Raw genomic sequence first — 21,057 nt, forward strand, 5'->3', positions numbered from 1 at the left:
CTTGTTCGCCGGGCTGGGCCGGGCGCAACCGACCTGGGGGCTTCAGTGCACCCCCCGCCGCGTGCGCGCGGGCCCATCCCCGGCGCCGTCAGTTGACCGGGGTGAACAGCAGGTCCTGGAAGTCGAAGCTGAAATCGGTCAGGTCGGAGATCGGCTGCATGCGCACCTCGCGCACCTTGCCATCCGGGTCGAGACTGATGTTCACGAAGGCATCGGCATTGAGCGAACGGTCGTCCCAGCGCACGATGAAGGTGTCGTGCTGCCAGTGCTCCAGCCGGCCGCTCAGCTGCGCGGTCTTCATGAAGCGCAGGCGCAGCCCCTTGCCTTCCGTGCTGATCTGCATGTCGCCATACCAGCGGTCGCGGAAGGTGCCGGTGTAACCGGCCAGCGGCAGCGAGGGAGTGCTGCCCCTGACACGCGCTGCCTGGTGCTTGGCCCAGGCCTCATCGGCCTTGTCCTGGCCCTTGGCCACGGCCTTGGCATAGGCGTCCACCCAGTCGTGCTTCTCCGCACCCAGATAGGCATCGAGCACGCTCAGCGTGATCGCGTTGAACGCAGCGCCCACTTCCTGGTTGGTCAGCACCACGACCCCCAGCTTCTCGCCCGGCACCAGCGTCAGCCGCGAGACCATGCCCGGCCAGCCACCGGTGTGCCAGACCAGCTTCTGCCCGCGGTAATCGCTCAGGCTCCAGCCTTCGCCGTAACCGGCGAAGTTCGGCCGCGCCGGTGCCAGCTCCGGCACGCTCGGCGCCGGAATCGACTGCGGCGTGATCATGCGCCACATCTGCTGCTGGCTCTTCGCGGTGAACAGCGGGCTGCCATCGGCCAGCGCGCCCTCGGCCAGCTGCACCTGCATCCAGCGCGCCATGTCGTGCGCGCTGGAATAGATGCCGCCGGCCCCGGCATTGTTCGACCAGGTCAGCGGTGCGACGGTGCGCAGATCCTTGAAATCGTACTTGGCGTGTCCGACGGCCGCCTTGTCGCCGGGCCGCAGGTGGTCGGCGTTGTAGCGCGTGCCCGCCATGCCCACCTTGTCGAAGATGCGGGTCTGCAGGAACTGCTGGTAGCTCATGCCGGAAACGTGCTCGATCACCTGCTGGGCGACGGCGTACAGGATGTTGTCGTAGGCATAGCTCTCGCGGAATCCCCCTTTCAACGGCACCTTGCCCAGCCGCTCCACCACTTCGGCATTGCTGTAGGCGGTGGCCGGCCAGAACAGCAGGTCGCCCGCGCCCAGGCTGAGGCCGCTGCGATGCGAGAGCAGGTCACGGATCGTCATCTGCCCGGTCACGAACGGATCGGACATGCGGAACGACGGCAGGTGGTCAATCACCTTGTCGTCCATCTTCAGCTTGCCGTCCTCGGCCAGCAGGTTCAGCGAGGTGGCGGTGAACGCTTTGGTATTGGAGGCGATCGCGAACAGGGTATCGGCCTGCACAGGATCCGGCCTGCCCTGCTCACGCACGCCCCAGCCGCGTTCCAGCACCACCTTGCCGTCCTTGACCACGGCAACGGCGATGCCCGGCACGTCGAACTGCGCACGCACGCGCTCGACGGTCGCATCCAGATCCTGCAGCTGCGGGGGCGTTGCAGCATTCGCCATGGTCGTGCAGGCCAGCAGCACGGCTCCTCCAATCCAGGTATTCATCCAGAACCATCTCCGAGCAGGGGTCGCGGCCATGTGCAGGTCATCACCGGGGTTTCGCGGGATGGTAACGGTCGCCGGCGCATCGTGCCCTGTGCCATAGGAGGGGTGCCATGGACGAGAACGGCCGATCAAGCAGTGGATCCACCATCATTCCATGCCTGCGCTACCGCGACGCGCTGGCGGCGATCGACTGGCTGCAGCGCGCGTTCGGCTTCCAGGCGCAGGCGGTGTACGCCGATGGCGACGTGGTGTTCCACGCGCAGCTGGTGTTCGGGCACGGCATGATCATGCTGGGTTCGACCAGCAACGACAGCGCGTGGTCGAAGCTGGCGGTGATGCCTGACGAAACAGGGGGCCGCCAGACCCAGAGCGCCTGCGTGATCGTCAGCGACGCCGACGCGCACTATGCGCGGGCCAAGGCGGCCGGCGCGCGCATCGTGATCGACATTGCTGACCAGGCGTATGGCGGCCGTGGCTACGCCTGTGCCGATCCGGAAGGCTACGTGTGGTGGTTCGGCAGCTACGATCCCTGGCGCGCGGACCACCGCCAGTGACCGCGCCGGCACCCGCCCCCATCCGCTGCGGCATCGGCGGCTGGGTGTTCCCGGAATGGCGCGGCGGCATGTTCTATCCGCCCGGCCTGCCGCAGCGGGAGGAACTGGCGCACGCCAGCCGTGCCCTGCGCTGCATCGAGATCAACGGCACCTTCTATCGCACCCCGACCCCGGCCCAGTGCGCGCAGTGGGCGTCGCAGACTCCGGCCGGCTTCCGCTTCTCCCTGAAGGCACCCCGCTATCTGGTGCAGCGTCGCGACCTGTCCGGCACCGTCGAGGCCGCCGCGCCGTTCCTGCAGGCAGCGATCGCCCTGGGCGACCGCCTCGGGCCGCTGCTGTGGCAGTTCGATCCCCGCCATCCTGCCGATGCCGGGGCACTGGACGCGCTGATGGCCCAGCTGCCGAAGCAGCTCGATGGCCTGGCGCTGCAGCACGCTGTTGAAATCCGCAATCCGCAGGTGCACAGCGCATCCTTGGTCACTGCCGCGCGCAGGCACGGGGTGGCGTTGGTCATCGAAGACAGCGACGAAGCCCCGCTGCACGGCGACGTCACCGCCAGCTTCGTCTACGCGCGCATCAAGCGCAGCCAGGCCCGTCTGCTGCAGGGGCTGCCTGCCGCCACGCAGCAGCGCTGGGCCGAACGCGCCCGGCGCTGGGCCGTCGGCGAGCCGGTCGACGACCTGCCATGCCTTGCCGGATCCGCCCCATCGACGCCACGAGAGGTGTACCTGCTCTGCATCGGTGCCGGCAAGGCACGCAATCCGGCCGCGGCGATGGCCCTGCAGCGGCGGCTGGACGACCTGCTCGTGTCTCAGGGGCGGTAAACGCGGCCAGGATCGAGCTGCCGACGCCCAGCGGTCACCGCCTTGCCGCACAATAGGCGGATGAGCACGCCCGACACCCGCAAAGCACTTTGGCAGATCCACTTCTGTGTCCTGTTGTGGGGCGTCACGGCCATCCTGGGCAAGCTGATCACCTTGCCGGCGCTGCCGCTGGTGTGGTGGCGCATGCTGCTGGTGACGGCGATGCTGGCACTGCTGCCACGGGTGTGGCGCGGCCTGCGCACGCTGCCGTTGCGGGTGGTGGCCGGATACGCCGGCATCGGTGCGCTGGTCGCCCTGCACTGGCTGACGTTCTATGGTGCGGTGAAACTGGCCAATGCCTCGGTGGCGGCGACCTGCATCGCGCTGGCACCGGTGTTCACCTCGATCATCGAGCCGTGGGTGGCCAAGCGTCCGTTCCAGCTGCGCGAACTGGCCTTCGGATTGGCAGTTCTGCCGGGCGTGGCGCTGGTGGTGGGGGGCGTGCCGGATGGCATGCGGCTGGGGGTTCTGGTTGGCGCGCTGTCTGCACTGCTGGTGGCGGTGTTCGGCTCGCTCAACAAGCGCATGGTCAGCCACGCCGATCCGTTGACGGTGACTGCGCTTGAACTGGGGGCCGGCACCCTGACGCTGACCCTGCTTGCGCCGCTGATGCCCTACCTGCTGCCGGCCCTGGCCAGCCCGCTGTGGGTGGTGCCGGACCTGCACGACGGCATCCTGCTGCTGGTACTGGCGGGCATCTGCACCCTGCTGCCGTTCGCCCTCGCCCTGGTCGCGCTGCGCCACCTCAGCGCCTACACCGTGCAGCTGGTGACCAACCTGGAACCGGTGTATGCGGTGCTGCTGGCGGTACTGCTGCTGCGCGAGCAGCACGAAGTCACTCCCTGGTTCTACCTGGGCGTGGCGATCATCGTCGGTGCGGTCTTCCTGCATCCGCTGCTGAACCGCCGCAAGCCGTTGCAGCATCCGGAAATCCTCGGCACCGCGGAGGCCCGCAACGTCGCCGATTGAGCGGGCACGTCACCGCCGCGGCCAGTGCCATGCCGGCGCGTCCAGCAGGCCCTGCCCGCTCAGCAGCGTGCGGCCGTGTTCCTTGTGCAGATGCACGGAATGGCAGGCGGGCGCCTGCTCCAGAGCGGCGATCAGGCGGCTGGCGTGCGACACCACCCACACCTGGCTGCGTGAACTGGCCGCCACGATCAGCCGCGCCAACGCAGGCAGCAGGTCAGGATGCAGGCTGGTTTCCGGTTCGTTGAGCACCATCAGCGGCGGCGGCCGCGGCGTATGCAGGGCAGCAGCCAGCAGCAGGAAACGCAGCGTGCCGTCGGACAGTTCGGCCATCGACAGCGGCCGCAGCAGGCCGGGCTGGTGGAACCGCAGCACCATCCGTCCATCCAGCACCTCGAATCCCACCGAAGCCCCGGGAAAGGCATCGTCCACCGTGCGAGCCAGCGCGACCGGGTCACCGTTTTCCAGGATGGTCACCCACGCTGCGGCCAGATCGCGGCCATCGTGGTGCAGCACCGGGGTACGCGTGGCCATCGCCGGCTGCCGTGCCGGGGCATCGGCATCGCTGCGGAAGTGATCGTAGAAGCGCCAGCGCCGGATGTACTCGCGCAGGGCGAAGGTCTCCGGCATGCGCTGCGGATCAGCTACCTGGGTGAACAGGCTGTCGAACAGCGACAACCGGTCGTCCAGCACATCCCAGCCACGTGCATGGCGCTGCCGCACCATCCCGCCCCGGCGATCCACCAGCTGACTGGCTGTGCGCAGGAAGGGACCGGCCCAGATTGCTTCGACCTTGATCTGCGGGTCCAGGGCGAATGCCGACAGGCTGGGCGGCGGGTAACCGAGGTCGATGGCGTAGCCGTAGTCATCGGTGGCGAAACCCAGTCTGAGGCCTACCGGCTCCTGTCGCGGCCCTCCCTGCAGCGGAATCTCGCCTGCAGCTACCCGGCGGTCGATCCTGCCGGGCCCTGCCCACAGCGCCGAGCCCAGCCCACCCTCGCGCGCCAGCGCTGAGGCCACCCCGCCCTGGGCGGTTTCAGCCAGCAGGCGCAGCGCCCGATACAGGCTGGACTTGCCGCTGCCGTTGTCGCCGGTGATCACGTTCAGCTGCTGCAACGGCAGCACCAGCGTATGCAGCGAGCGATAATTGGCGACGGCCAGGGTCTGCAGCATGGTGGTCATCCTTGGAAACAAGGCAACCATGGTGACCCGGAGCGTTCGCACCCGCTGCGACCCGGCGCCATGCAGCGATGGGGCCGCCGGTTGCGGGCGGCCGGCTCAGTCCGCGAACTCCACGCGGTTGCGTCCGTTGCCCTTGGCCCGGTACAGCGCCGCGTCGGCACGGGCCAGGGTCTGGTCGACACTGTCGCCGGCGCGATGCATGGCCACGCCGATGCTGACCGTGACCGGAAAGCCGAGCGGCAGGTTGCCCACGGCCATACGCAGGAACTCGCACTGCACGCCTGCCGCGTGGAGATCCGTGTCCGGCATCACCGCCACGAATTCCTCGCCGCCATACCGCGCCGCCGTTCCGCCGCCGGCGAAATGCGCGCGCAGCAATGCCCCCAGTTCGGCCAGCACACGGTCACCGGTCGCATGCCCGTGGAAATCATTGATGCTCTTGAAGTGGTCGATGTCCAGCAATGCCACGCAAACCTGTCGTGGCTGGCCATCGGCATCGGCGAGGGACTCTTCCAGCGCGACCGCCATCGCCCGCCGGTTCGGAAGCCCGGTCAGTGCATCGGTACGGCTCTGTTCGGCCAGATCCGCGTTCTGTGCCAGCAGCACATCGTGATACTCGGACAACAGGCGTTCGTAGTCATCGCGTTCCAGCATGTGCTTCTGGATGTCCAGTGCAAAGCGGCGCAGCTCCATCACCAGCATCACCTGCCGTGACAGCGCACTGAGTGCCTCGGCCTTGGCCCGTTCCAGATGCTGCGGGCGCGCATCGAACACGCACAGCGTCCCGAGCGGCAGTCCGTCGGAACTGATCAGCGGTGCGCCGGCGTAGAAGCGGATGTGCGGATCGCCCACCACCACCGGATTGTCATGGAAGCGCACGTCCTGCAGTGCGTCCTCGACCACCATCACTTCCTGCGGCTGCAGGATCGCATGGCCGCACATCGATTCGCTGCGCAGGGTCTCGGTGGCATCGATGCCCTGGATCGACTTGAACCATTGCCGCTCAACGTCGATCAGCGTGACGGCCGCCATCGACGTGCCGCAGACCGCCTTGGCGATCACCACCAGATCGTCGAACGATCTCTCGCGTTCCGAATCAAGGATGCGGTAGCGGTACAGCGCTTCCAGGCGAAGCGCTTCATTGGCGGGCTTGTCGGGCTTGATCATGCAGCGTCATGTTCCGGCAGGTCTCGGCGGAGTCTATCCGATGCGCGGCCGGGCCGACGTCCGACCGCTGTCGTTCACCAGTCCTGCTGCTGCGGCAGCAGGCCGTGCAGTTCCTGCTCGGTCAGGTTGCGCCACTGGCCCGGCTTCAGCGCACCGATCTTGATGTTGTCGATGCGGACGCGGCGCAGCTGGGTGACGCGGTAACCGAACTCCGCCGCCATCAGGCGGATCTGCCGGTTCAGGCCCTGCTCCAGGGTGATGCGGAACCCGAATTTGGCGATGCGCGAGGTGCGGCAAGGCAGGGTCATCTGGTTGTGGATGCGCACACCACGGGCCATGCCGCGCAGGAACTCGTCGGTGACCGGCTTGTTCACCGCCACCAGATACTCCTTCTGGTGGCCATTCTCGGCACGCAGGATCTGGTTGACGATGTCGCCATTGCTGGTCATCAGGATCAGTCCTTCCGACTCCTTGTCCAGGCGGCCGATCGGGAAGATGCGCTGCTCGTGGCCGACGAAGTCGACGATGTTGCCCTTCACCGAGCTTTCGGTGGTGCAGGTGACGCCGACCGGCTTGTTCAGCGCGATGTAGACGTGGCGGCGCGCCCCCGGCTTGCGTGCGGTACGGGCACGCAGCGGCTGGCCGTCGACCAGCACCTGGTCGCCCTCGCCGACCACGGCACCGGTGCCGGCCGGATGGCCGTTGACGGTGACCCGGCGGGCGGCGATCAGGCGGTCGGCCTCGCGACGGGAGCAGAAGCCGGTATCGGCGATATGTTTGTTGAGTCGGGTGGTCATCGCCCTATTATCCGGCATCGCCGTCTTGTCAGGTTCATGCTGGTGCGGGTGGATCCAGTTCTTCGCCGTCGAACACCCGGTTACGGCCCGCGCGCTTGGCCACGTACATGGCATGGTCGGCCCGGCGCAGCAGCGCGGCCAGGTCGTCCTCGCCCGGCCGCCACTGGGCCAGGCCGATGCTGGCGGTCACCTCCAGCCCCGGCACCTGCAGGGCCTGGCAGGCCTCGGTGATGCGCTGGCGCAGGCGATCCAGCCGCGCCGCCGCCGCCTCGCGCGGCATCCCCGGCATCAGCAGCAGGAACTCCTCGCCGCCCATCCGCACCACCTGGTCCTGGCTGCGCACGGCGGCCCGCAGCGCACGGGCCACGGCGACCAGTACCTGGTCACCCACCTCATGCCCGTGGCGGTCGTTGATGTCCTTGAACAGATCAATGTCGAGGAAGCCGATCACCATCGGGCCACGCTCACGATCCACCCGTTCCAGATGATGGCCGAGCTCCCGCAGACCGGCGCGGCGGTTGGGCAGCCCGGTCAGGCCGTCGGTCTCGGCCAGCTGGCGCATCTCGTCACGCTGCTGGCGCAGGCGTCCCAGCCGCAGGTTCAGGGCGTAGGCCGCCATCATCAGCAGCCAGGTGATCGCCAGCTGCAGCGCCTCCACCCGGTACTCCAGCAGCCATTCCGCAGCGCAGGCGTCGGCTCCGATCAGCACCAGCATCGGCGCCAGCGCCGCCAATCCAGCCAGTGCCCAGCGGTCGCCACGCCACCGCGCCCCTATCCCCATCAGCAGGGAGACGCCGCAGCCGGCCAGGTAGGTCACCTGCAGCCCCTGCGCGACCCATCCGAGCTGATCCCAGCGCAGCCACGGCACCAGCGCGGCTACGCCCAGCAGGGCGCACAGGACCATCTGCTGGAGCAGGCGTGACTTCGGCCACAACCGGTCGCCACCGTTCAGCCACCACAGGGCAGGCAGCACCATTGCCTGGCTCGCTGCCGTCAGCGCCAGCAGCCACCAGGCGCCACGCGTGCCGACCGGCAGCCACGGCTCCGGATAGCCGCTGAGGCCTCCGAGGATGGCCTGCCACAGCACCAGCACGCCGGTACCCGCGATGTACACCAGGAAGCTGCGATCACGGGTGGTCAGATAGGCCATCAGCGCCGACAGCGCCAAGGCCAGCGCCACCGCGATGCAGGCCGCGCGGACCAGCAGCCGCGCAGTGTCGTTCTGCTGCACTGGGCTGGGTGCGCCGAGCCGTAGCGTCGGTACCCAACGATCCTTCAGCGGCGTCTGCCACGAGACCAGGAATGGCTCGTGACTGCCGGCCGGCGGCACCGCAACCAGGCCCACGCCGGCACGGAAACGCGAGTCGCGGGTACGCGCATCATGCATGTCGCCGCAGATCTCCCGGTCGCCGTGCCGTACCTGGACCTCGCCCGCGAACACATTGAACACATCCAGCGCCTGGGGTTCGCCCGACCAGCCCGCCGGCGGCGCCGGCACCCGCACCTGCTGGCGTGGCCCGGCCAGCATCTGCGCAGTACAGGCGCGATGGGGCGTAGGCTCGGCGGTGGCAACGCCCACCAGCAGGTAGTCGGGACCGTGCATCGCCGCACCGGCCTGCGCAGGCCACGGCATTGCCAACCACACCAGCAGCACGACCAGCACCACCCCAGTTCCGTACTGCCACTGCCTGACGACCACGCCACATCCTGTTCTGCTTACGCCCGCGCCCACTGCGCGTCGCCCCTGGCGTGCATTATCGCAGCCGTCCGTGGCATGCAGGTGTAGACAATCGTCGCGGACCAGCGTTCAGCCTGCGGCCGGCGGGCCCTTCACCGCCTTCAGCCTGACCGGCCGCAGGTCGGTCAGGGTCATCCGCTCCAGCGGCTGCGGCCGCTCGATCGCATAGCCCTGCAGCCCCTGCACGCCCAGCCGGGTCAGCGCCCCCGCCACCTCGCTGCTCTCCACCCACTCGGCCACGACCTCCATCTGCAGTTCGCGGCCCAGTTCGGTGATCGCGCGCACGGTCGCATGGCTGACCGGATCGACATCCATGTCGCGCACGAATGCGCCGTCGATCTTCAGCATGTCGGCCGGCAGCTGGCGCAGGTACCCGAACGAGGACAGACCCGAGCCGAAATCGTCCAGCGCCAGCCGGCAGCCACGCGCCTTCACCGCATCGATGAACGCCCGCGCCTGGCTCAGATTGCTGATCGCGGCCGTCTCGGTGATCTCGAAGCAGAGCTTGGACGCCAGTACGCGGTTGCGCTCCAGCAGATCGCAGACGAAAGCCAGGAAGCTGGGTTCGGCGATCGACTGTGCAGACACGTTGACGTTGCACAGGCCGAGCTGGCGCACATGCGCCGGGCACACCTGCAGGTGCCGGAACAGCAGGCCGAGCACATGCCGGTCCAGTGTCACCGCCATGCCGTAGCGCTCCACCGCCGGCATGAACTGGCCGGGCAGATGCAGCGTACCGTCGCTGTCGCGCATGCGCACCAGCACCTCGTAGTGCAGATAGCCCGGGTCACCCACCCGCGCGATGCGCTGCGCGTAGAGCAGCATGCGGTTCTCGGCCATCGCCCGGCTCACGCCCTGCAGGCGCTCGGCCTCCAGGCGCCGTTCGTCCAGCGCCATGCGGTCCTCGTTGAAACAGTGCACGCGGTTGCGACCGGCCTGCTTGGCTGCATAACAGGCACTGTCGGCTGCGCTCATCAGCCAGTTGACATCAGGGGCCTCCTGGCTGACCTCGACCACGCCGATGCTGCAGCTCAGCTGCAGGCTGCCTTCGCTGATCGGGAACGTGGCCTGGCCAAGATTGCGGATCACCCGCTGCAGCACGCGCTTGGCCTCATCCTGGCCCGCATGGGCCAGGAACACCGCGAATTCGTCGGCACCCAACCGGCCAACCCAGTCGCCCTCGCGCACGGCGGCGACCAGATAGTCGGCAAAACCGCGCAGCATCTGGTCGCCGGCGGCATGGCCGAAGCTGTCATTGACCAGTTTGAAATGGTCCAGATTGATGTAGCACAACGCATGCGTGCCCCCCTCGCTGCGCACCTGCAGCAGTGCACGCTCGAGCAGGCGCTCGATCTCGCGCCGGTTGATCAGGCCCGTCAGCGGATCGTGGCTGGCGTGGTGTTCGATCTCGCGGGCCAGCGCATGGTTCTGGCTTACATCCTCGACAATCGCGAACACCGACAGTCCGCCACCGGTGTTGCGCACGCCGGTACCGCTCCAGCGCCCCCATACCAGGCTGCCGTCGCGACGGCGGAAGCGCAGCTCGCTCGGCCGCAGCTGCCGCTCCCAGTCGATCCGGCCAACACCGTCGATGACCAGCTCTCCTTCCATCAGCAGGTCACCCAGCGACATCTGCAACAGCGCGTCACGGCGATGGTCGAGGATGTCCGCCATCGCCTGGTTGGCTTCCAGCACCCGGCCGCCGGCATCAAGCTTCAGCATGCCGACATTGGCCTGGTAGAAGGCTGCGCGGAAGCGGCTTTCATGCTCCGTCAGATCCTTGCCGACCCGTCGCGCCAGGGCGACGGCCATCAGGCTGATCGCCAGCACCGACAGGCCGCCGACAACCAGGGTCGCCATCCTTACAGCGGCAGCCATCCGCAGCAGCGCCTGCGAAAACGCCTGCGCCTGCACCTGCAGCCGCCGGTCGAGATCACGGAGCTGCTGCAGGTACCGGTCGCGCGCGGCGACCGGCAGTGGACCGTCGGCATGACGATGCTGCAGTTCATCGACCAGCCGGTGCACGGCCACCAGGTCGCCGTCGGTCGCCCGCCAGAGGGCGGTCGCTTCACGGAAGGCACCGAGGTCACGGGCGTGACGGAATGAAAAGATCAGCCGCGGCACATCGGCACGCGCGTTGCCGCCCTGCAGGAAGCCCTGTCGGGCACGCTCGATATCCGGTCTCGGCTGCTCCAGCGCCAGGCGTCCCTGCAGGTCCCCCATCGGCACGCGCAGGGCCTGGCGGGCGTCTTCCAGATCGCGGGCATCCCCCCGCGCCAGGTAGCGGCTGAGAGCGGCCGTGGCGTCCTGCTGGCCACGCGACCAGTAGCCCTGGCCGGCGATCCACGCCGTCGAAGCCGCCTGCAGTTCCTGGATCAGCGCCGACAATGCGACCAGCCCGATCGCCATGCCCGTCAACAGCGCAAACCTCAGCCCCAGCCCACGGGACATGGGCACCCGGCGGCTGTGAATGTCCGTGCCACTCCTACCCATCCCGGATCCCCCCGAATGTGCTGCGGTGACAACCTCCCTTCGAACCGGCCCAGCCTATGACCCTGAATGTGTGGGCGGTGCGAAACCGGGGTCCACAAACGAGCAACGCCAGCCCGGGGGCTGGCGTTGTCGATCACGGCAGGTCTGGCTCAGTAGCTGCGCGGGCCGCGCGGCTTGAAGCCATCACGACGCGGCGGACGGCCGTCACGGTCGCCACCCGGACCACCCGGGCCACCTGGGCCGCCACGACGCGGGCCACCCGGGCCACCCGGACCCCGCTTGTCGAAGCGCGGCTTGAACGGACGCGGTGCCGGATTGATCTCTTCACCGGCAGCCAGCGGACGCATCTGCAGCTGCTGGCCGGACACCCACACCTTCTGCAGGTGGGTCAGCACGTCCTGCGGCATCTGCGCCGGCAGGTCCAGCAGCGAGAAGTCGTCGTGGATGTCGATGCGGCCAATGTAACGGCTTTCCAGGCCGGCTTCGTTGGCGATGGCGCCGACGATGTTCGCCGGCTTCACGCCATGCTGGTGACCGACCGAGATGCGGTAGGTCTCCATGCCCTGCTCCGGCGCACCGCGCGGCGGAACTTCACGGCGCGGACGCTGCTCGAAACCCCCTTCGGCGTCGTCACGGCGGGGACCACGCTCGAAGCGCGGGCCACGTTCGTTGCGGTCGAAGCGATCGCCACGCTCCGGACGGTCGCCCCGGTCGAAGCGATCGCCACGCTCCGGACGATCGCCCCGGTCGAAGCGCTCGCGCGGCGCACGCTCTTCCCGCGGGGCACGCACCGGCGGCTGCAGCAGGAACGGGGTGTCGCCCTGCAGCATCTTCGCCAGCGCGGCAGCAATTTCGATGGCCGGCACGTTCTGCTCGTTCTCGAAGCGCTCCAGAAGCTGGCGGTAGAAGTCCAGGCCGCCGGCGCCGAGCGTTTCGCTGATGCGCGAGGTGAACTTGTTGATGCGGGTATCGTTGACCGCTTCCACGCTCGGCAGCTGCATCTCTTCGATCGGCTGGCGGGTGGCGCGCTCGATCTGGCGCAGCATGCCCTTCTCGCGCGGGGTCGCGAACAGGATCGCCTCGCCGCTGCGGCCGGCACGACCGGTACGGCCGATGCGGTGCACGTAGCTTTCGGTGTCGTACGGAATGTCGTAGTTCAGCACGTGGCTGATGCGCTCGACGTCCAGGCCGCGGGCGGCAACGTCGGTGGCCACCAGGATGTCCAGCTTGCCTTCCTTCAGCATGGCGATGGTGCGCTCACGCTGGGCCTGCTGCATGTCGCCATTGATGGCGGCAGCGGCCAGGCCCCGGGCCTGCAGCTTGCTGGCCAGTTCTTCGGTACCGGCCTTGGTACGCGCGAAGATGATCATCGCGTCGAACGGCTCGACTTCCAGGATGCGGGTCAGCGCGTCCAGCTTGTGCATGCCGCTCACCCACCAGTAGCGCTGGCGGATGTTGGCCGAGGTGGTGGTCTTGGCCGCGATGGTGACCTCGACCGGGTCCTGCAGGTAGGTCTGCGCGATGCGGCGGATCTGCGGCGGCATGGTGGCCGAGAACAGGGCCACCTGGCGCTGCTCCGGCAGCTTCTTCAGCACGGCTTCGACGTCGTCGATGAAGCCCATGCGCAGCATTTCATCGGCTTCGTCCAGCACCAGGGTCTTCAGCTCGGACAGGTCCAGGGTGCTGCGGTCCAGATGGTCGATCACGCGGCCGGGGGTACCGACCACGATGTGCACGCCGCGGCGCAGGGCCGACAGCTGCTGGCCATACGGCTGGCCGCCGTACACCGGCAGCACGCGGAAGCCCGGGATCTTCGACGAATAGGACTGGAACGCTTCGGCGACCTGGATGGCCAGTTCGCGGGTCGGCGCAAGGACCAGCGCCTGGGGCTTGATCTGCTGCAGGTCGATGTTGGACAGTACGGGCAGTGCGAAAGCGGCGGTCTTGCCGGTACCGGTCTGCGCCTGGCCCAGCACGTCGCGGCCTTCCAGCATCGCCGGGATGGTGGCGGCCTGGATCGGCGACGGGGTTTCGTAGCCGATGGCGGTGACCGCCTGCATCACGGGCTCGGACAGGCCGAGCTGCGCGAACTGCAGCTGCGCTTGGGAATCTTGGGACATGGGGAACTCCGAAGGCACTGCCGTCTTCCTGGCAGTGCGATAAAAAAGGTGATGGTCCGCGCTTTGGGCGCCCTTCTTATCGCGTGCCCTGGCGCTGCTCGGTCGGAGGAGATTTCACTCGCTCAGAGCGGAATGATACCGCATTGATCCTGAACGAGGCGTACAGTTTTTCCCTTCGCGTGCCGTCAGGCCCCGTGCTGGCGCACAATACGCGCCCTTTTCCCGGCCCGGCCGCTGGCCTGCGCCCCTTCCCAGGAACCCCCGCTCCATGCAGATTCTCGAATTCGACCTCGACGGTGACTACGTCGAACTCAAGCAGCTGCTCAAGCTGGCCGACCTGGTCACCAGTGGCGGCGAGGCCAAGATGGTCATCAGCGAGGGCCAGGTACGGGTCGACGGCGAAGTTGAACTGCGCAAGGCCTGCAAGATCCGCGCAGGCCAGGTGGTCGAATTCGCCGACAGCCAGATCCGGGTGCTGGCGGCCGGCTGATCTGACCCTGTTCAGGCCACGCGCTGGGTCAGGTGCGAGGCGATCAGCTGCCTGAACGGTGCCACGCCCTGGGCGACACGCAGGCCCGCTGCCCGCAGCAGCCGCGCCGGGCGCCGATCATCGGTGTACAGGCTGGCGATCGCATTGGTCGCCTCGTACAGCGGTCGCGCCGCCATCCGATGGCCACGCTGGTAGCTGGCCAGCATGCCGGCCGCAGCGATGTCCGCGCCGCGGCGCTGCTGGCCGGCGATGCCCCGCGCTAGGCGCTGGGCACTGGCCAGGCCCAGGTTGAAGCCATGGGCGGTGACCGGGTGCATGCCCACCGCGGCATCGCCGATCAGCGCCGAGCGCTCGCCTGCGAAATGGTGTGCATAGACACCCACCAACGGATAGGCCTGCGGCGTGGCGACCGGCTGCATGCCCCCCAGCCGATGCTCGAAGAAGCCGCTGACGGCCTCACCGAAGGCTACCTCATCCATCGCCAGCAGATCCTCGATCCGCCGCGGGGGCAGCGTGATCACCGCAGATGCCTGGCCTTCGTTGAGCGGCAGCAGCGCCATCGTACGACCGTAGCCGAACCACTCCCACGCGGTGTGGTGATGGTCGCGTTCGACGCGCATGCGGCACACCAGCATCGACTTGCCGAAGTCGCGCATCTGCGCACCGATGCCGAGCATGCGCCGGGTTGCGGAGAAACGGCTGTCCGCGGCCACCAGCAGCCGCGCATGCAGCCTGCTGCCGTCATCCAGCGCGACTACATGGCCCTGCGCATCGGCCTGCACGCCCTGCACCTTGCGCCCGTCGAACAGCTCCAGGCCGTCCTGGCGCTGCACCGCGTCCCACGCCGCACGGCGGATCAGATGATTGGGCACCAGCCAACCCAGCGGCTGACCATCGACCTGGCTGCTGGCGAAGGTCAGTGCGAACGGCGAGCCGCCGTTCATCACCTTGGCATCGCGCAGTTCGGAAATCTCGGCCTCCGGCAGCCGTGCCCACAGCCCCAACTGCTCCAGGCTCTGCCGCGACGCGTGGGTCAGCGCGATCTCGCGGCCGTCGAACGCCGCTTCGGCGAGCGCCTGGCGTGGCTGCGCTTCGATCAGCCCGATCTGCAGCCCGCTGCCGGCCAGCGCGCGTGCGAAGCACAGTCCTGCCGGCCCCGCGCCGACCACCACCACATCCATCCTGCGCATGCGCGGCTCCCGCCATCGATCCAGTCGCAGCCAGCATAGCGCCGCAAAGCTGACCGGCCTTGATCTGGATCAGACCCGGCTCACAGCAGTGCGAACACCAGCGCCAGGATCGACAGCAGCGACACCAGCCACACCAGGCTGCGCACGTAGGGCACACCTGCGGCGTACAGCGGCAGGTAGACCACCCGTGCCCAGAAGTACGCCTGCGCGGCCAGTGCCGTGGTCTCGCTGCTGCGACCGGCCACCACCACCGCGATCGCGGCGGCGGCGAAGAACGGGAACGTCTCAAGGAAGTTGGACTGGGCCCGTTGCAGCCGCCCTGCCAGCGGGCTGAGTGGCCGGCCCTGTTCGTCGCGTGCCGACGCGTTCCACTTCATGCCCCGCTCGCGGGTCACCACCGTGGAGGTGGCGAAGATGTAGACAAACCCCAGCAGCGTCGACCACGCCAGCATTGTCAGTTCGGCCGCCATGCTGTTCTCCTTCAGGGTCCGGGTGCGCGCAGGCTGTAACCGGCCAGGCGCCAGACCTGGTCCTCATCGAAGCGGAACGAGACCAGTTCGCGCACGGGCTGCGCACTGTTGGCGAAGCGGGTCGGGAAGCTGACATTGATGTACAGGCCTTCGGGCACGGCGGCGCCGGCCGCGTACTTCACCCGGGTAATGGACGGTTGGCCGCGACCACTCAAGGCACCCAGGCGGGTGCGGTCGGCGGTCAGCTGGCTGATGAAGGCCGGCTTGGTCACCGCGCGCCGCGCTACGGCCGACGCGCCATCCCACAACTCGCCCGCGCGGTTGGCGTCGACCATCTGCGCGGCCCTCAGTGCGGCCGCCCCCATCTCCGCGTCCTGCTTCTGCACCTGCGCCTGCTGTGCCGGGCTGAGGGCCGGTGCGGGCGGCCGTGCCGCTGTCGCCGGTGGCGCGGCGGCCGGCGCACTCGGCGCCGGGCGCGCCGGCGCCGGAGCCGGCGTGGCGGGCGCGGGCACCTGGGCGAATGCAGCAAGCGGCAACAGGGACAGCAGCAGGAGCACGCGCTTCATGGACACCACCGGTTCATCGGAAGGAACCGCAGTCTACGCCAGCCGGGTGAGGCGTTTGTCAGCGCAGCGGCACGCTGCCCTGGGTTGCTTCCGCATCGGCCTGTGAGGCCTGGGTCTCCGTCTCCACTGCCGGCTGTTCCGCCACCGGAACCTGCGGCGGAGGAGACGGTGGCAGCGTGGCCACGTCGATCTCCGACAGCGGGCTCTCCTCGGGGCAGACCGGATCGGGGAAACCGAACCGCTGCTTGAGCGACTGGCCGCAGCTGTTGATCGATTCCATGTCCGCACCGTCGCGCTTGCACTGCTGGTCGAAGGCGATCAGGAACGCGTCCTTGCGCTGCACGAAATCGTCGCCACACGCGCGCATCTGCTTGATCCGTTCCAGGTCATCCTGCACCGCATTGGTGCCATCCAGGCCGAACTGCCGCAGTTCCTCGGGGGTCAGCAGGCGCAGGCTGCGGTTGGGCACGGTCATCATCAGATCAGCAACGCCCACCGCCACACCGTTGCGCTGCAGATAATCCTTCACGTTGTCGTAGACCTCGTGCAGCTCGCGGTTGAGCTCGGCGCGCGAGGTCGCCTTGGAGCTGATGCGCATCATGCGGTGGATGCCGACCTTGCCGGTCAGCAGGCGGTTGTCGCCGGCCGCGAGCACGAACACGCAGGCGCTGTGGCAGATCGATCCTTCGCGCACCCAGATGGTCCAGCCCGATTCGCCGATGCTGTCGCCGGCAATGATCGCCGATTCGACCTGGCCACCACTGGAGTCGAGATCGAGGATGCGCTTGTGGATCTCCAGCGCGTCGGCCACCACGGCCAAGCGCCACATCATTTCGGCGAACCCGGGATTGATCTTGCCGTTGTAGCGCACCCGCAACAGGCCCCGTTCGGCACACGGCTGCAGCGCCTGGCTGATCTGCTCACGCTGCAGCCCGTCCAGCTCCACGCCGTCGCCGCCTTCGGCTGCGTAATCGGTGCTGCAGCTGACCCAGGCCCGGCCGTTCTCGAGCTGCGCCTGCGGCCACGGCCGATCAGCGCGGCTGCGCGGCGGGGACGGCGGCGGTGGGGCGTCGGCGGCATTGATCGACACCATGTTGTCGCCATCACTGGCCGGAGCCCGTGCCGCCTTGTCAGCCGCGGTCACGTTGCCCGGATTCTCCAACTGGCTGCAGCCCGCAAAGGCCAGGCACAAAAGGGGCAACCAGCGGATCAAGGCGGACATCGGGCAACCGGATTTCGCAGGAACAAGGATCACAGTCTACCTGCCCGGCGCGCGCATTCAGCACGTGGCACTGAACCGGTTCTGACCCCGGATCGCGACCCGCTGCATCCATGTCCGAATCCGGCGAGTATCCGCGACATGAGCGGCCTAGACTGGGCGCATGAACACCGCCCTCGTCCTCGACACCGCTGCCTGCGACCGTGCCCGCCTCGCCCGCGACGCGCGCTTTGATGGCGTGTTCTTCACCGCCGTGCGCAGCACCGGCATCTACTGCCGGCCGGTCTGCCCTGCGCCGCCGCCGAAGCCGCGCAACATCACCTATTTCCCGAGCGCGGCCGCAGCCACTGCCGCCGGTTACCGGCCCTGCCTGCGCTGCCGTCCCGAACTGGCACCGCAGGCACAGCAGGCGCTGGCCGGCCAGGCCGTGCAGCGGGCGCTGGCGTTGATCCACGGCGGCTTCCTGCAGGAGCAGCCGGTTGCCGGACTGGCTGCGAAGGTCGGCCTCAGCGCACGCCAGCTGCAGCGCCTGTTCGTGGAACACCTGGGCGCCACGCCCGGCCAGATCCACGCCACCCACCGCCTGCTGCTGGCCAAGCAGCTGCTGACCGAAACCACCCTGCCGGTCACCGACGTTGCGCTCGCGGCGGGCTACAACAGCCTGCGCCGCTTCAACACCGCCTTCCTGCAGGGCTGCGGGATGGCACCGACCACGCTGCGCCGCCAACACGTCCCGCTGGCCGCCGATGACGGTGGCCTGGTGCTGCGCCTGGGCTACCGGCCTCCGCTGGATTTTCCGCGCATGCTGGCGTTCCTGCGCAAGCGCAGCCTGCCGGGCATCGAACTGATCGGCGACGACAGCTACCAGCGCGTGCTTGGCACGCCTGAACGACCCACCCTGCTGCGGGTGACGGCTGATCCGAAGCGGCCGGAACTGCGCCTGCAGCTGGGCGCGGTCGATCCGCGGCTGATACTGGACATCGTGCGACGCGTGCGGCGGGTATTCGATCTCGATGCCGACCTGCAGCAGGTGCATGCCGCGCTCGGTGAAGAGCCGCTGCTGGCGCGCGGCATCGCCGAACGCCCTGGCCTGCGCGTGCCGGGCGGCTGGGATGGCTTCGAAGTGGCGGTGCGTGCCGTGCTCGGCCAGCAGGTCAGCGTTGCGGCGGCGACCACCTTCGCGCGCCGGCTGGTCGACGCGCATGGCGCCCACCTGCCGGGCATGCCGACGGAGTTCGACCGCCAGTTCCCCTCTCCCTCGGTATTGGCGGACGCCCCTCTGGAATCGATCGGTCTGCCACGCAGCCGCGCCGCCACCGTGCGCGCACTGGCCGCAGCCTGCGTCAGTGGCCAGCTCGACTTCGGGCCCGGCCAGGCACTGGAGGAATTCGTCGCCCGCTGCGTGGCCCTGCCCGGCATTGGCCCGTGGACGGCGCAGTACATCGCCCTGCGCGGCCTGGGCCAGCCCGACGCGTTTCCTGCAGGTGACCTGGTGCTGCAGCAGGTGCTCGGCCATGCCCAGGGGCAGCGCCTGAGCGAACGCGCCACCGAAGCGCGATCCCAGCCCTGGCGCCCCTGGCGCTCGTATGCGGTGCTGCATCTGTGGCATCTGTCCGGCACGTTCGTTGGAGAACCGACATGACGTTGTTGTTCGACCGTTTTGACAGCCCGATCGGCGAGCTCACCATCGCCGGTGACGAACGTGGCCTGGCCCACGTGCTGTTTCCTGAAAACCGCCACCCCGCGCGCGGACGCAGCGACTGGCACAATGCGCCCGGCGCGTTTCCCGAGGCCCGCGAACAGCTGCTGCAGTACCTGCATGGCGAACGCAGCACATTCGATCTGCTGCTGGCACCGCGCGGCACCCCGTTCCAGCTGCGCGTTTGGCAGGCTCTGGCGTTGATACCGTTCGGCCAGACCTGGAGCTACCTGCAGCTGGCGCAGCACCTGGGCCAGCCCAGCGCGACGCGCGCGGTCGGCGCCGCCAACGGCCGCAATCCCCTGCCGATCATCCTGCCCTGCCATCGCGTGATCGGCAGCAACGGAGCGCTGACCGGTTTCGGCGGCGGACTGGAGACCAAGGCAGCACTGCTGCGGCTTGAGCAACGCCAGGTACCGCTGTTCGCCTGATGGGAGATCGGGGTCAGATCCCTTTTCCCGTGGGAAAGGGATCTGACCGCGGACGGTCCTGGCGCGCCGTGTCTTGGGCACGTCATTACCTCGCACTATGATGGGCGGATGACTTCCGTACGCCTGACCTGCGCGCTGGCGCTGCTGCTGCCGTTGGCCGCCTGCACCACCGCACCCGCCCCGACCGCCACCGTCCCTACGCCTGCGGCAACGGCCGCACCGCCGAAGCTGCTGCTGATCTCCATCGATGGCCTGCGTGCCGACGCGCTGGACCGCGGGCTGACTCCGAACCTGCAGCGGATGATCGACAGCGGCGTGCGCGCACGCTGGATGACGCCCTCCTATCCCTCGCTGACCTTCCCCAACCACTACACCATCGTGACCGGTCTGCGCCCTGACCATCACGGCATCATCCACAATGCGATGGACGACGCATCGCTGGGCAGTTTCGCGCTGAGCAACCGCGAGGCGGTCACCCGCAGCGACTGGTGGGGCGGCGAGCCGATCTGGGTCAGCGCGGAGAAAGCCGGCGTGCGTTCCGCGACCTGGTCCTGGCCGGGCAGCGAAGCGGAGATCAAGGGCGTGCGCCCCAGCCAGTGGCTGGCGTATAACGACAAGGAACCGTTCGAGCAACGTGTGCAGACCGTACTGGGCTGGCTGGCACGCAGCGATGCCGAGGCGCCACGCCTGGCCACGCTGTACATGGAACACGTCGACAAGGCCGGGCATCACCATGGGCCGCAGTCGCAGCAGTACACGGCAGCCATCGTGCGGGCCGACCAGGTTGTCGGCCAGGTGCTCGACGGACTGCAGCAGCGTGGCCTGACATCCACCACCAATGTGATCGTGGTTTCCGATCACGGCATGGCCGCGGTGGGCGACGGCCAGGTGATCGCCACCGAGTCGATGGTGGACCCGGCCATCGCACGCAACGTCAGCCAGGGCCAGTCGGTCGGCTTCGCGCCGGTCGCGGGGCGTGAAGCCGAGGCCGAACGTGCCCTGCTCGGCCGCCATGCCCACTACGAATGCTGGAAGAAGGAGAACCTGCCTGCGCGCTGGCATTACGGCACGCATCCACGCATACCCGCCATCGTCTGCCAGATGGATGAAGGCTGGGACGCGCTGACCCGGGACTGGATCGCCAGGCGCGATCGTCGCGACGGCGGCTCGCACGGCTACGATCCGGCGCTGCCGTCGATGCGTGCGGTGTTCCTGGCGAGCGGCCCGTCGTTCCGTCAGGGGCTGCTGATCGACGGCTTCGACAACGTCGATGTCTATCCGCTGCTGGCGCACCTGCTGCAGGTTCCAGCCGCGCCGAACGACGGCAATGCCGAGACACTGAAGCAGACGCTGCGTTGATCGGGCGTCTCCGCCGGGCATGGCCCGGCGCTACCACGGCAATGGGGCGTCGGATGTCTCCGCCGGGCATGGCCCGGCGCTACCGTGCCAATGTGGGTAGCGCCG

At 68.4% G+C, this 21,057-nt stretch carries 18 protein-coding genes; 7 read left to right on the plus strand and 11 right to left on the minus strand.

Annotated features, from left to right (window positions below; genetic code table 11):
* Positions 1-88: 88 nt before the first annotated feature.
* The gene (locus ACVOJ1_RS14385; protein ID WP_065174683.1) at positions 89-1,648 is read right to left on the minus strand and encodes a serine hydrolase; all 1,560 of its coding nucleotides are present in this window, start codon (positions 1,646-1,648) and stop codon (positions 89-91) included.
* Positions 1,649-1,758: 110 nt separating this feature from the next.
* On the opposite strand from ACVOJ1_RS14385, the gene ACVOJ1_RS14390 reads away from it, so the two are divergent.
* The 3 genes from ACVOJ1_RS14390 to ACVOJ1_RS14400 all read left to right on the plus strand — a co-directional run bounded on the left by ACVOJ1_RS14390 (position 1,759) and on the right by ACVOJ1_RS14400 (position 4,034).
* Positions 1,759-2,202, plus strand: a complete 444-nt coding sequence (locus ACVOJ1_RS14390; RefSeq protein WP_128990037.1) for a VOC family protein — start codon at positions 1,759-1,761, stop codon at positions 2,200-2,202.
* 68 nt (positions 2,203-2,270) lie between these two features.
* Complete coding sequence (locus ACVOJ1_RS14395; RefSeq protein WP_346480568.1) at positions 2,271-3,026, plus strand: DUF72 domain-containing protein; 756 nt, start codon at positions 2,271-2,273, stop codon at positions 3,024-3,026.
* 60 nt (positions 3,027-3,086) lie between these two features.
* Positions 3,087-4,034 (plus strand): DMT family transporter, encoded by a 948-nt coding sequence (locus tag ACVOJ1_RS14400; protein ID WP_053518775.1) that lies wholly within the window; start codon positions 3,087-3,089, stop codon positions 4,032-4,034.
* Positions 4,035-4,043: 9 nt separating this feature from the next.
* Here ACVOJ1_RS14400 and ACVOJ1_RS14405 read toward each other — a convergent pair whose 3' ends face one another.
* From ACVOJ1_RS14405 to ACVOJ1_RS14430, 6 genes are all read right to left on the minus strand, one after another.
* Positions 4,044-5,204: an AAA family ATPase gene (locus ACVOJ1_RS14405; protein WP_111185809.1), complete on the minus strand. Its 1,161-nt coding sequence runs from the start codon at positions 5,202-5,204 to the stop codon at positions 4,044-4,046.
* 105 nt (positions 5,205-5,309) lie between these two features.
* Positions 5,310-6,380 carry a sensor domain-containing diguanylate cyclase gene (locus ACVOJ1_RS14410; RefSeq protein ID WP_065174678.1) on the minus strand — a complete coding sequence of 357 codons (1,071 nt, stop codon included), beginning with the start codon at positions 6,378-6,380 and terminating at the stop codon, positions 5,310-5,312.
* 74 nt (positions 6,381-6,454) lie between these two features.
* Positions 6,455-7,177, minus strand: a complete 723-nt coding sequence (locus tag ACVOJ1_RS14415) for a pseudouridine synthase (protein WP_053518769.1) — start codon at positions 7,175-7,177, stop codon at positions 6,455-6,457.
* 34 nt (positions 7,178-7,211) lie between these two features.
* A complete protein-coding gene (locus ACVOJ1_RS14420; RefSeq protein WP_481558715.1) occupies positions 7,212-8,810 on the minus strand; it encodes a sensor domain-containing diguanylate cyclase in 1,599 nt (532 codons plus the stop codon).
* 174 nt (positions 8,811-8,984) lie between these two features.
* The gene (locus tag ACVOJ1_RS14425; protein ID WP_197601097.1) at positions 8,985-11,408 is read right to left on the minus strand and encodes a putative bifunctional diguanylate cyclase/phosphodiesterase; all 2,424 of its coding nucleotides are present in this window, start codon (positions 11,406-11,408) and stop codon (positions 8,985-8,987) included.
* A gap of 149 nt (positions 11,409-11,557) precedes the next feature.
* The gene (locus ACVOJ1_RS14430; protein WP_346480570.1) at positions 11,558-13,528 is read right to left on the minus strand and encodes a DEAD/DEAH box helicase; all 1,971 of its coding nucleotides are present in this window, start codon (positions 13,526-13,528) and stop codon (positions 11,558-11,560) included.
* Between the two features lie 268 nt (positions 13,529-13,796).
* On the opposite strand from ACVOJ1_RS14430, the gene ACVOJ1_RS14435 reads away from it, so the two are divergent.
* On the plus strand, positions 13,797-14,018 hold the full coding sequence (locus tag ACVOJ1_RS14435; protein WP_014036469.1) for an RNA-binding S4 domain-containing protein: 222 nt from the start codon (positions 13,797-13,799) through the stop codon (positions 14,016-14,018).
* An 11-nt stretch (positions 14,019-14,029) separates the two neighbouring features.
* On the opposite strand, the gene ubiM is transcribed toward ACVOJ1_RS14435, so the two are convergent.
* From ubiM to ACVOJ1_RS14455, 4 genes are all read right to left on the minus strand, one after another.
* A complete protein-coding gene (ubiM, locus tag ACVOJ1_RS14440; protein WP_197572448.1) occupies positions 14,030-15,208 on the minus strand; it encodes a 5-demethoxyubiquinol-8 5-hydroxylase UbiM in 1,179 nt (392 codons plus the stop codon).
* Between the two features lie 80 nt (positions 15,209-15,288).
* Positions 15,289-15,678 carry an MAPEG family protein gene (locus ACVOJ1_RS14445; RefSeq protein WP_053518762.1) on the minus strand — a complete coding sequence of 130 codons (390 nt, stop codon included), beginning with the start codon at positions 15,676-15,678 and terminating at the stop codon, positions 15,289-15,291.
* Between the two features lie 11 nt (positions 15,679-15,689).
* Positions 15,690-16,244, minus strand: a complete 555-nt coding sequence (locus ACVOJ1_RS14450; protein ID WP_262101115.1) for a DUF4019 domain-containing protein — start codon at positions 16,242-16,244, stop codon at positions 15,690-15,692.
* A gap of 58 nt (positions 16,245-16,302) precedes the next feature.
* Complete coding sequence (locus ACVOJ1_RS14455; RefSeq protein ID WP_197572446.1) at positions 16,303-17,466, minus strand: COG3904 family protein; 1,164 nt, start codon at positions 17,464-17,466, stop codon at positions 16,303-16,305.
* 160 nt (positions 17,467-17,626) lie between these two features.
* On the opposite strand from ACVOJ1_RS14455, the gene ACVOJ1_RS14460 reads away from it, so the two are divergent.
* The 3 genes from ACVOJ1_RS14460 to ACVOJ1_RS14470 all read left to right on the plus strand — a co-directional run bounded on the left by ACVOJ1_RS14460 (position 17,627) and on the right by ACVOJ1_RS14470 (position 20,952).
* Complete coding sequence (locus ACVOJ1_RS14460; RefSeq protein WP_346480571.1) at positions 17,627-19,105, plus strand: DNA-3-methyladenine glycosylase 2 family protein; 1,479 nt, start codon at positions 17,627-17,629, stop codon at positions 19,103-19,105.
* Positions 19,102-19,593: a methylated-DNA--[protein]-cysteine S-methyltransferase gene (locus ACVOJ1_RS14465; RefSeq protein ID WP_180875687.1), complete on the plus strand. Its 492-nt coding sequence runs from the start codon at positions 19,102-19,104 to the stop codon at positions 19,591-19,593. The genes ACVOJ1_RS14460 and ACVOJ1_RS14465 overlap by 4 nt, the downstream gene beginning before the upstream one ends.
* A gap of 108 nt (positions 19,594-19,701) precedes the next feature.
* Positions 19,702-20,952 carry an alkaline phosphatase family protein gene (locus tag ACVOJ1_RS14470; RefSeq protein WP_346475549.1) on the plus strand — a complete coding sequence of 417 codons (1,251 nt, stop codon included), beginning with the start codon at positions 19,702-19,704 and terminating at the stop codon, positions 20,950-20,952.
* Positions 20,953-21,057: the final 105 nt, after the last annotated feature.

The sequence above is a fragment of the Stenotrophomonas sp. STEN225 genome, assembly GCF_056756445.1.

Bases quoted from the DNA above. Each gene is read 5' to 3' on its own strand.
- ACVOJ1_RS14400 (WP_053518775.1), top strand. From the start codon at position 3,087: ATGAGCACGCCCGACACCCGCAAAGCACTTTGGCAGATCCACTTCTGT.
- ACVOJ1_RS14425 (WP_197601097.1), bottom strand. From the start codon at position 11,408: ATGGGTAGGAGTGGCACGGACATTCACAGCCGCCGGGTGCCCATGTCC.
- ACVOJ1_RS14385 (WP_065174683.1), bottom strand. From the start codon at position 1,648: ATGAATACCTGGATTGGAGGAGCCGTGCTGCTGGCCTGCACGACCATG.
- ACVOJ1_RS14405 (WP_111185809.1), bottom strand. From the start codon at position 5,204: ATGCTGCAGACCCTGGCCGTCGCCAATTATCGCTCGCTGCATACGCTG.
- ACVOJ1_RS14390 (WP_128990037.1), top strand. From the start codon at position 1,759: ATGGACGAGAACGGCCGATCAAGCAGTGGATCCACCATCATTCCATGC.
- ACVOJ1_RS14445 (WP_053518762.1), bottom strand. From the start codon at position 15,678: ATGGCGGCCGAACTGACAATGCTGGCGTGGTCGACGCTGCTGGGGTTT.
- ACVOJ1_RS14395 (WP_346480568.1), top strand. From the start codon at position 2,271: ATGTTCTATCCGCCCGGCCTGCCGCAGCGGGAGGAACTGGCGCACGCC.
- ACVOJ1_RS14450 (WP_262101115.1), bottom strand. From the start codon at position 16,244: ATGAAGCGCGTGCTCCTGCTGCTGTCCCTGTTGCCGCTTGCTGCATTC.
- ACVOJ1_RS14460 (WP_346480571.1), top strand. From the start codon at position 17,627: ATGAACACCGCCCTCGTCCTCGACACCGCTGCCTGCGACCGTGCCCGC.
- ACVOJ1_RS14455 (WP_197572446.1), bottom strand. From the start codon at position 17,466: ATGTCCGCCTTGATCCGCTGGTTGCCCCTTTTGTGCCTGGCCTTTGCG.
- ACVOJ1_RS14415 (WP_053518769.1), bottom strand. From the start codon at position 7,177: ATGACCACCCGACTCAACAAACATATCGCCGATACCGGCTTCTGCTCC.
- ACVOJ1_RS14435 (WP_014036469.1), top strand. From the start codon at position 13,797: ATGCAGATTCTCGAATTCGACCTCGACGGTGACTACGTCGAACTCAAG.
- ACVOJ1_RS14410 (WP_065174678.1), bottom strand. From the start codon at position 6,380: ATGATCAAGCCCGACAAGCCCGCCAATGAAGCGCTTCGCCTGGAAGCG.
- ACVOJ1_RS14420 (WP_481558715.1), bottom strand. From the start codon at position 8,810: ATGCCGTGGCCTGCGCAGGCCGGTGCGGCGATGCACGGTCCCGACTAC.
- ubiM (WP_197572448.1), bottom strand. From the start codon at position 15,208: ATGCGCAGGATGGATGTGGTGGTGGTCGGCGCGGGGCCGGCAGGACTG.
- ACVOJ1_RS14430 (WP_346480570.1), bottom strand. From the start codon at position 13,528: ATGTCCCAAGATTCCCAAGCGCAGCTGCAGTTCGCGCAGCTCGGCCTG.
- ACVOJ1_RS14470 (WP_346475549.1), top strand. From the start codon at position 19,702: ATGACTTCCGTACGCCTGACCTGCGCGCTGGCGCTGCTGCTGCCGTTG.
- ACVOJ1_RS14465 (WP_180875687.1), top strand. From the start codon at position 19,102: ATGACGTTGTTGTTCGACCGTTTTGACAGCCCGATCGGCGAGCTCACC.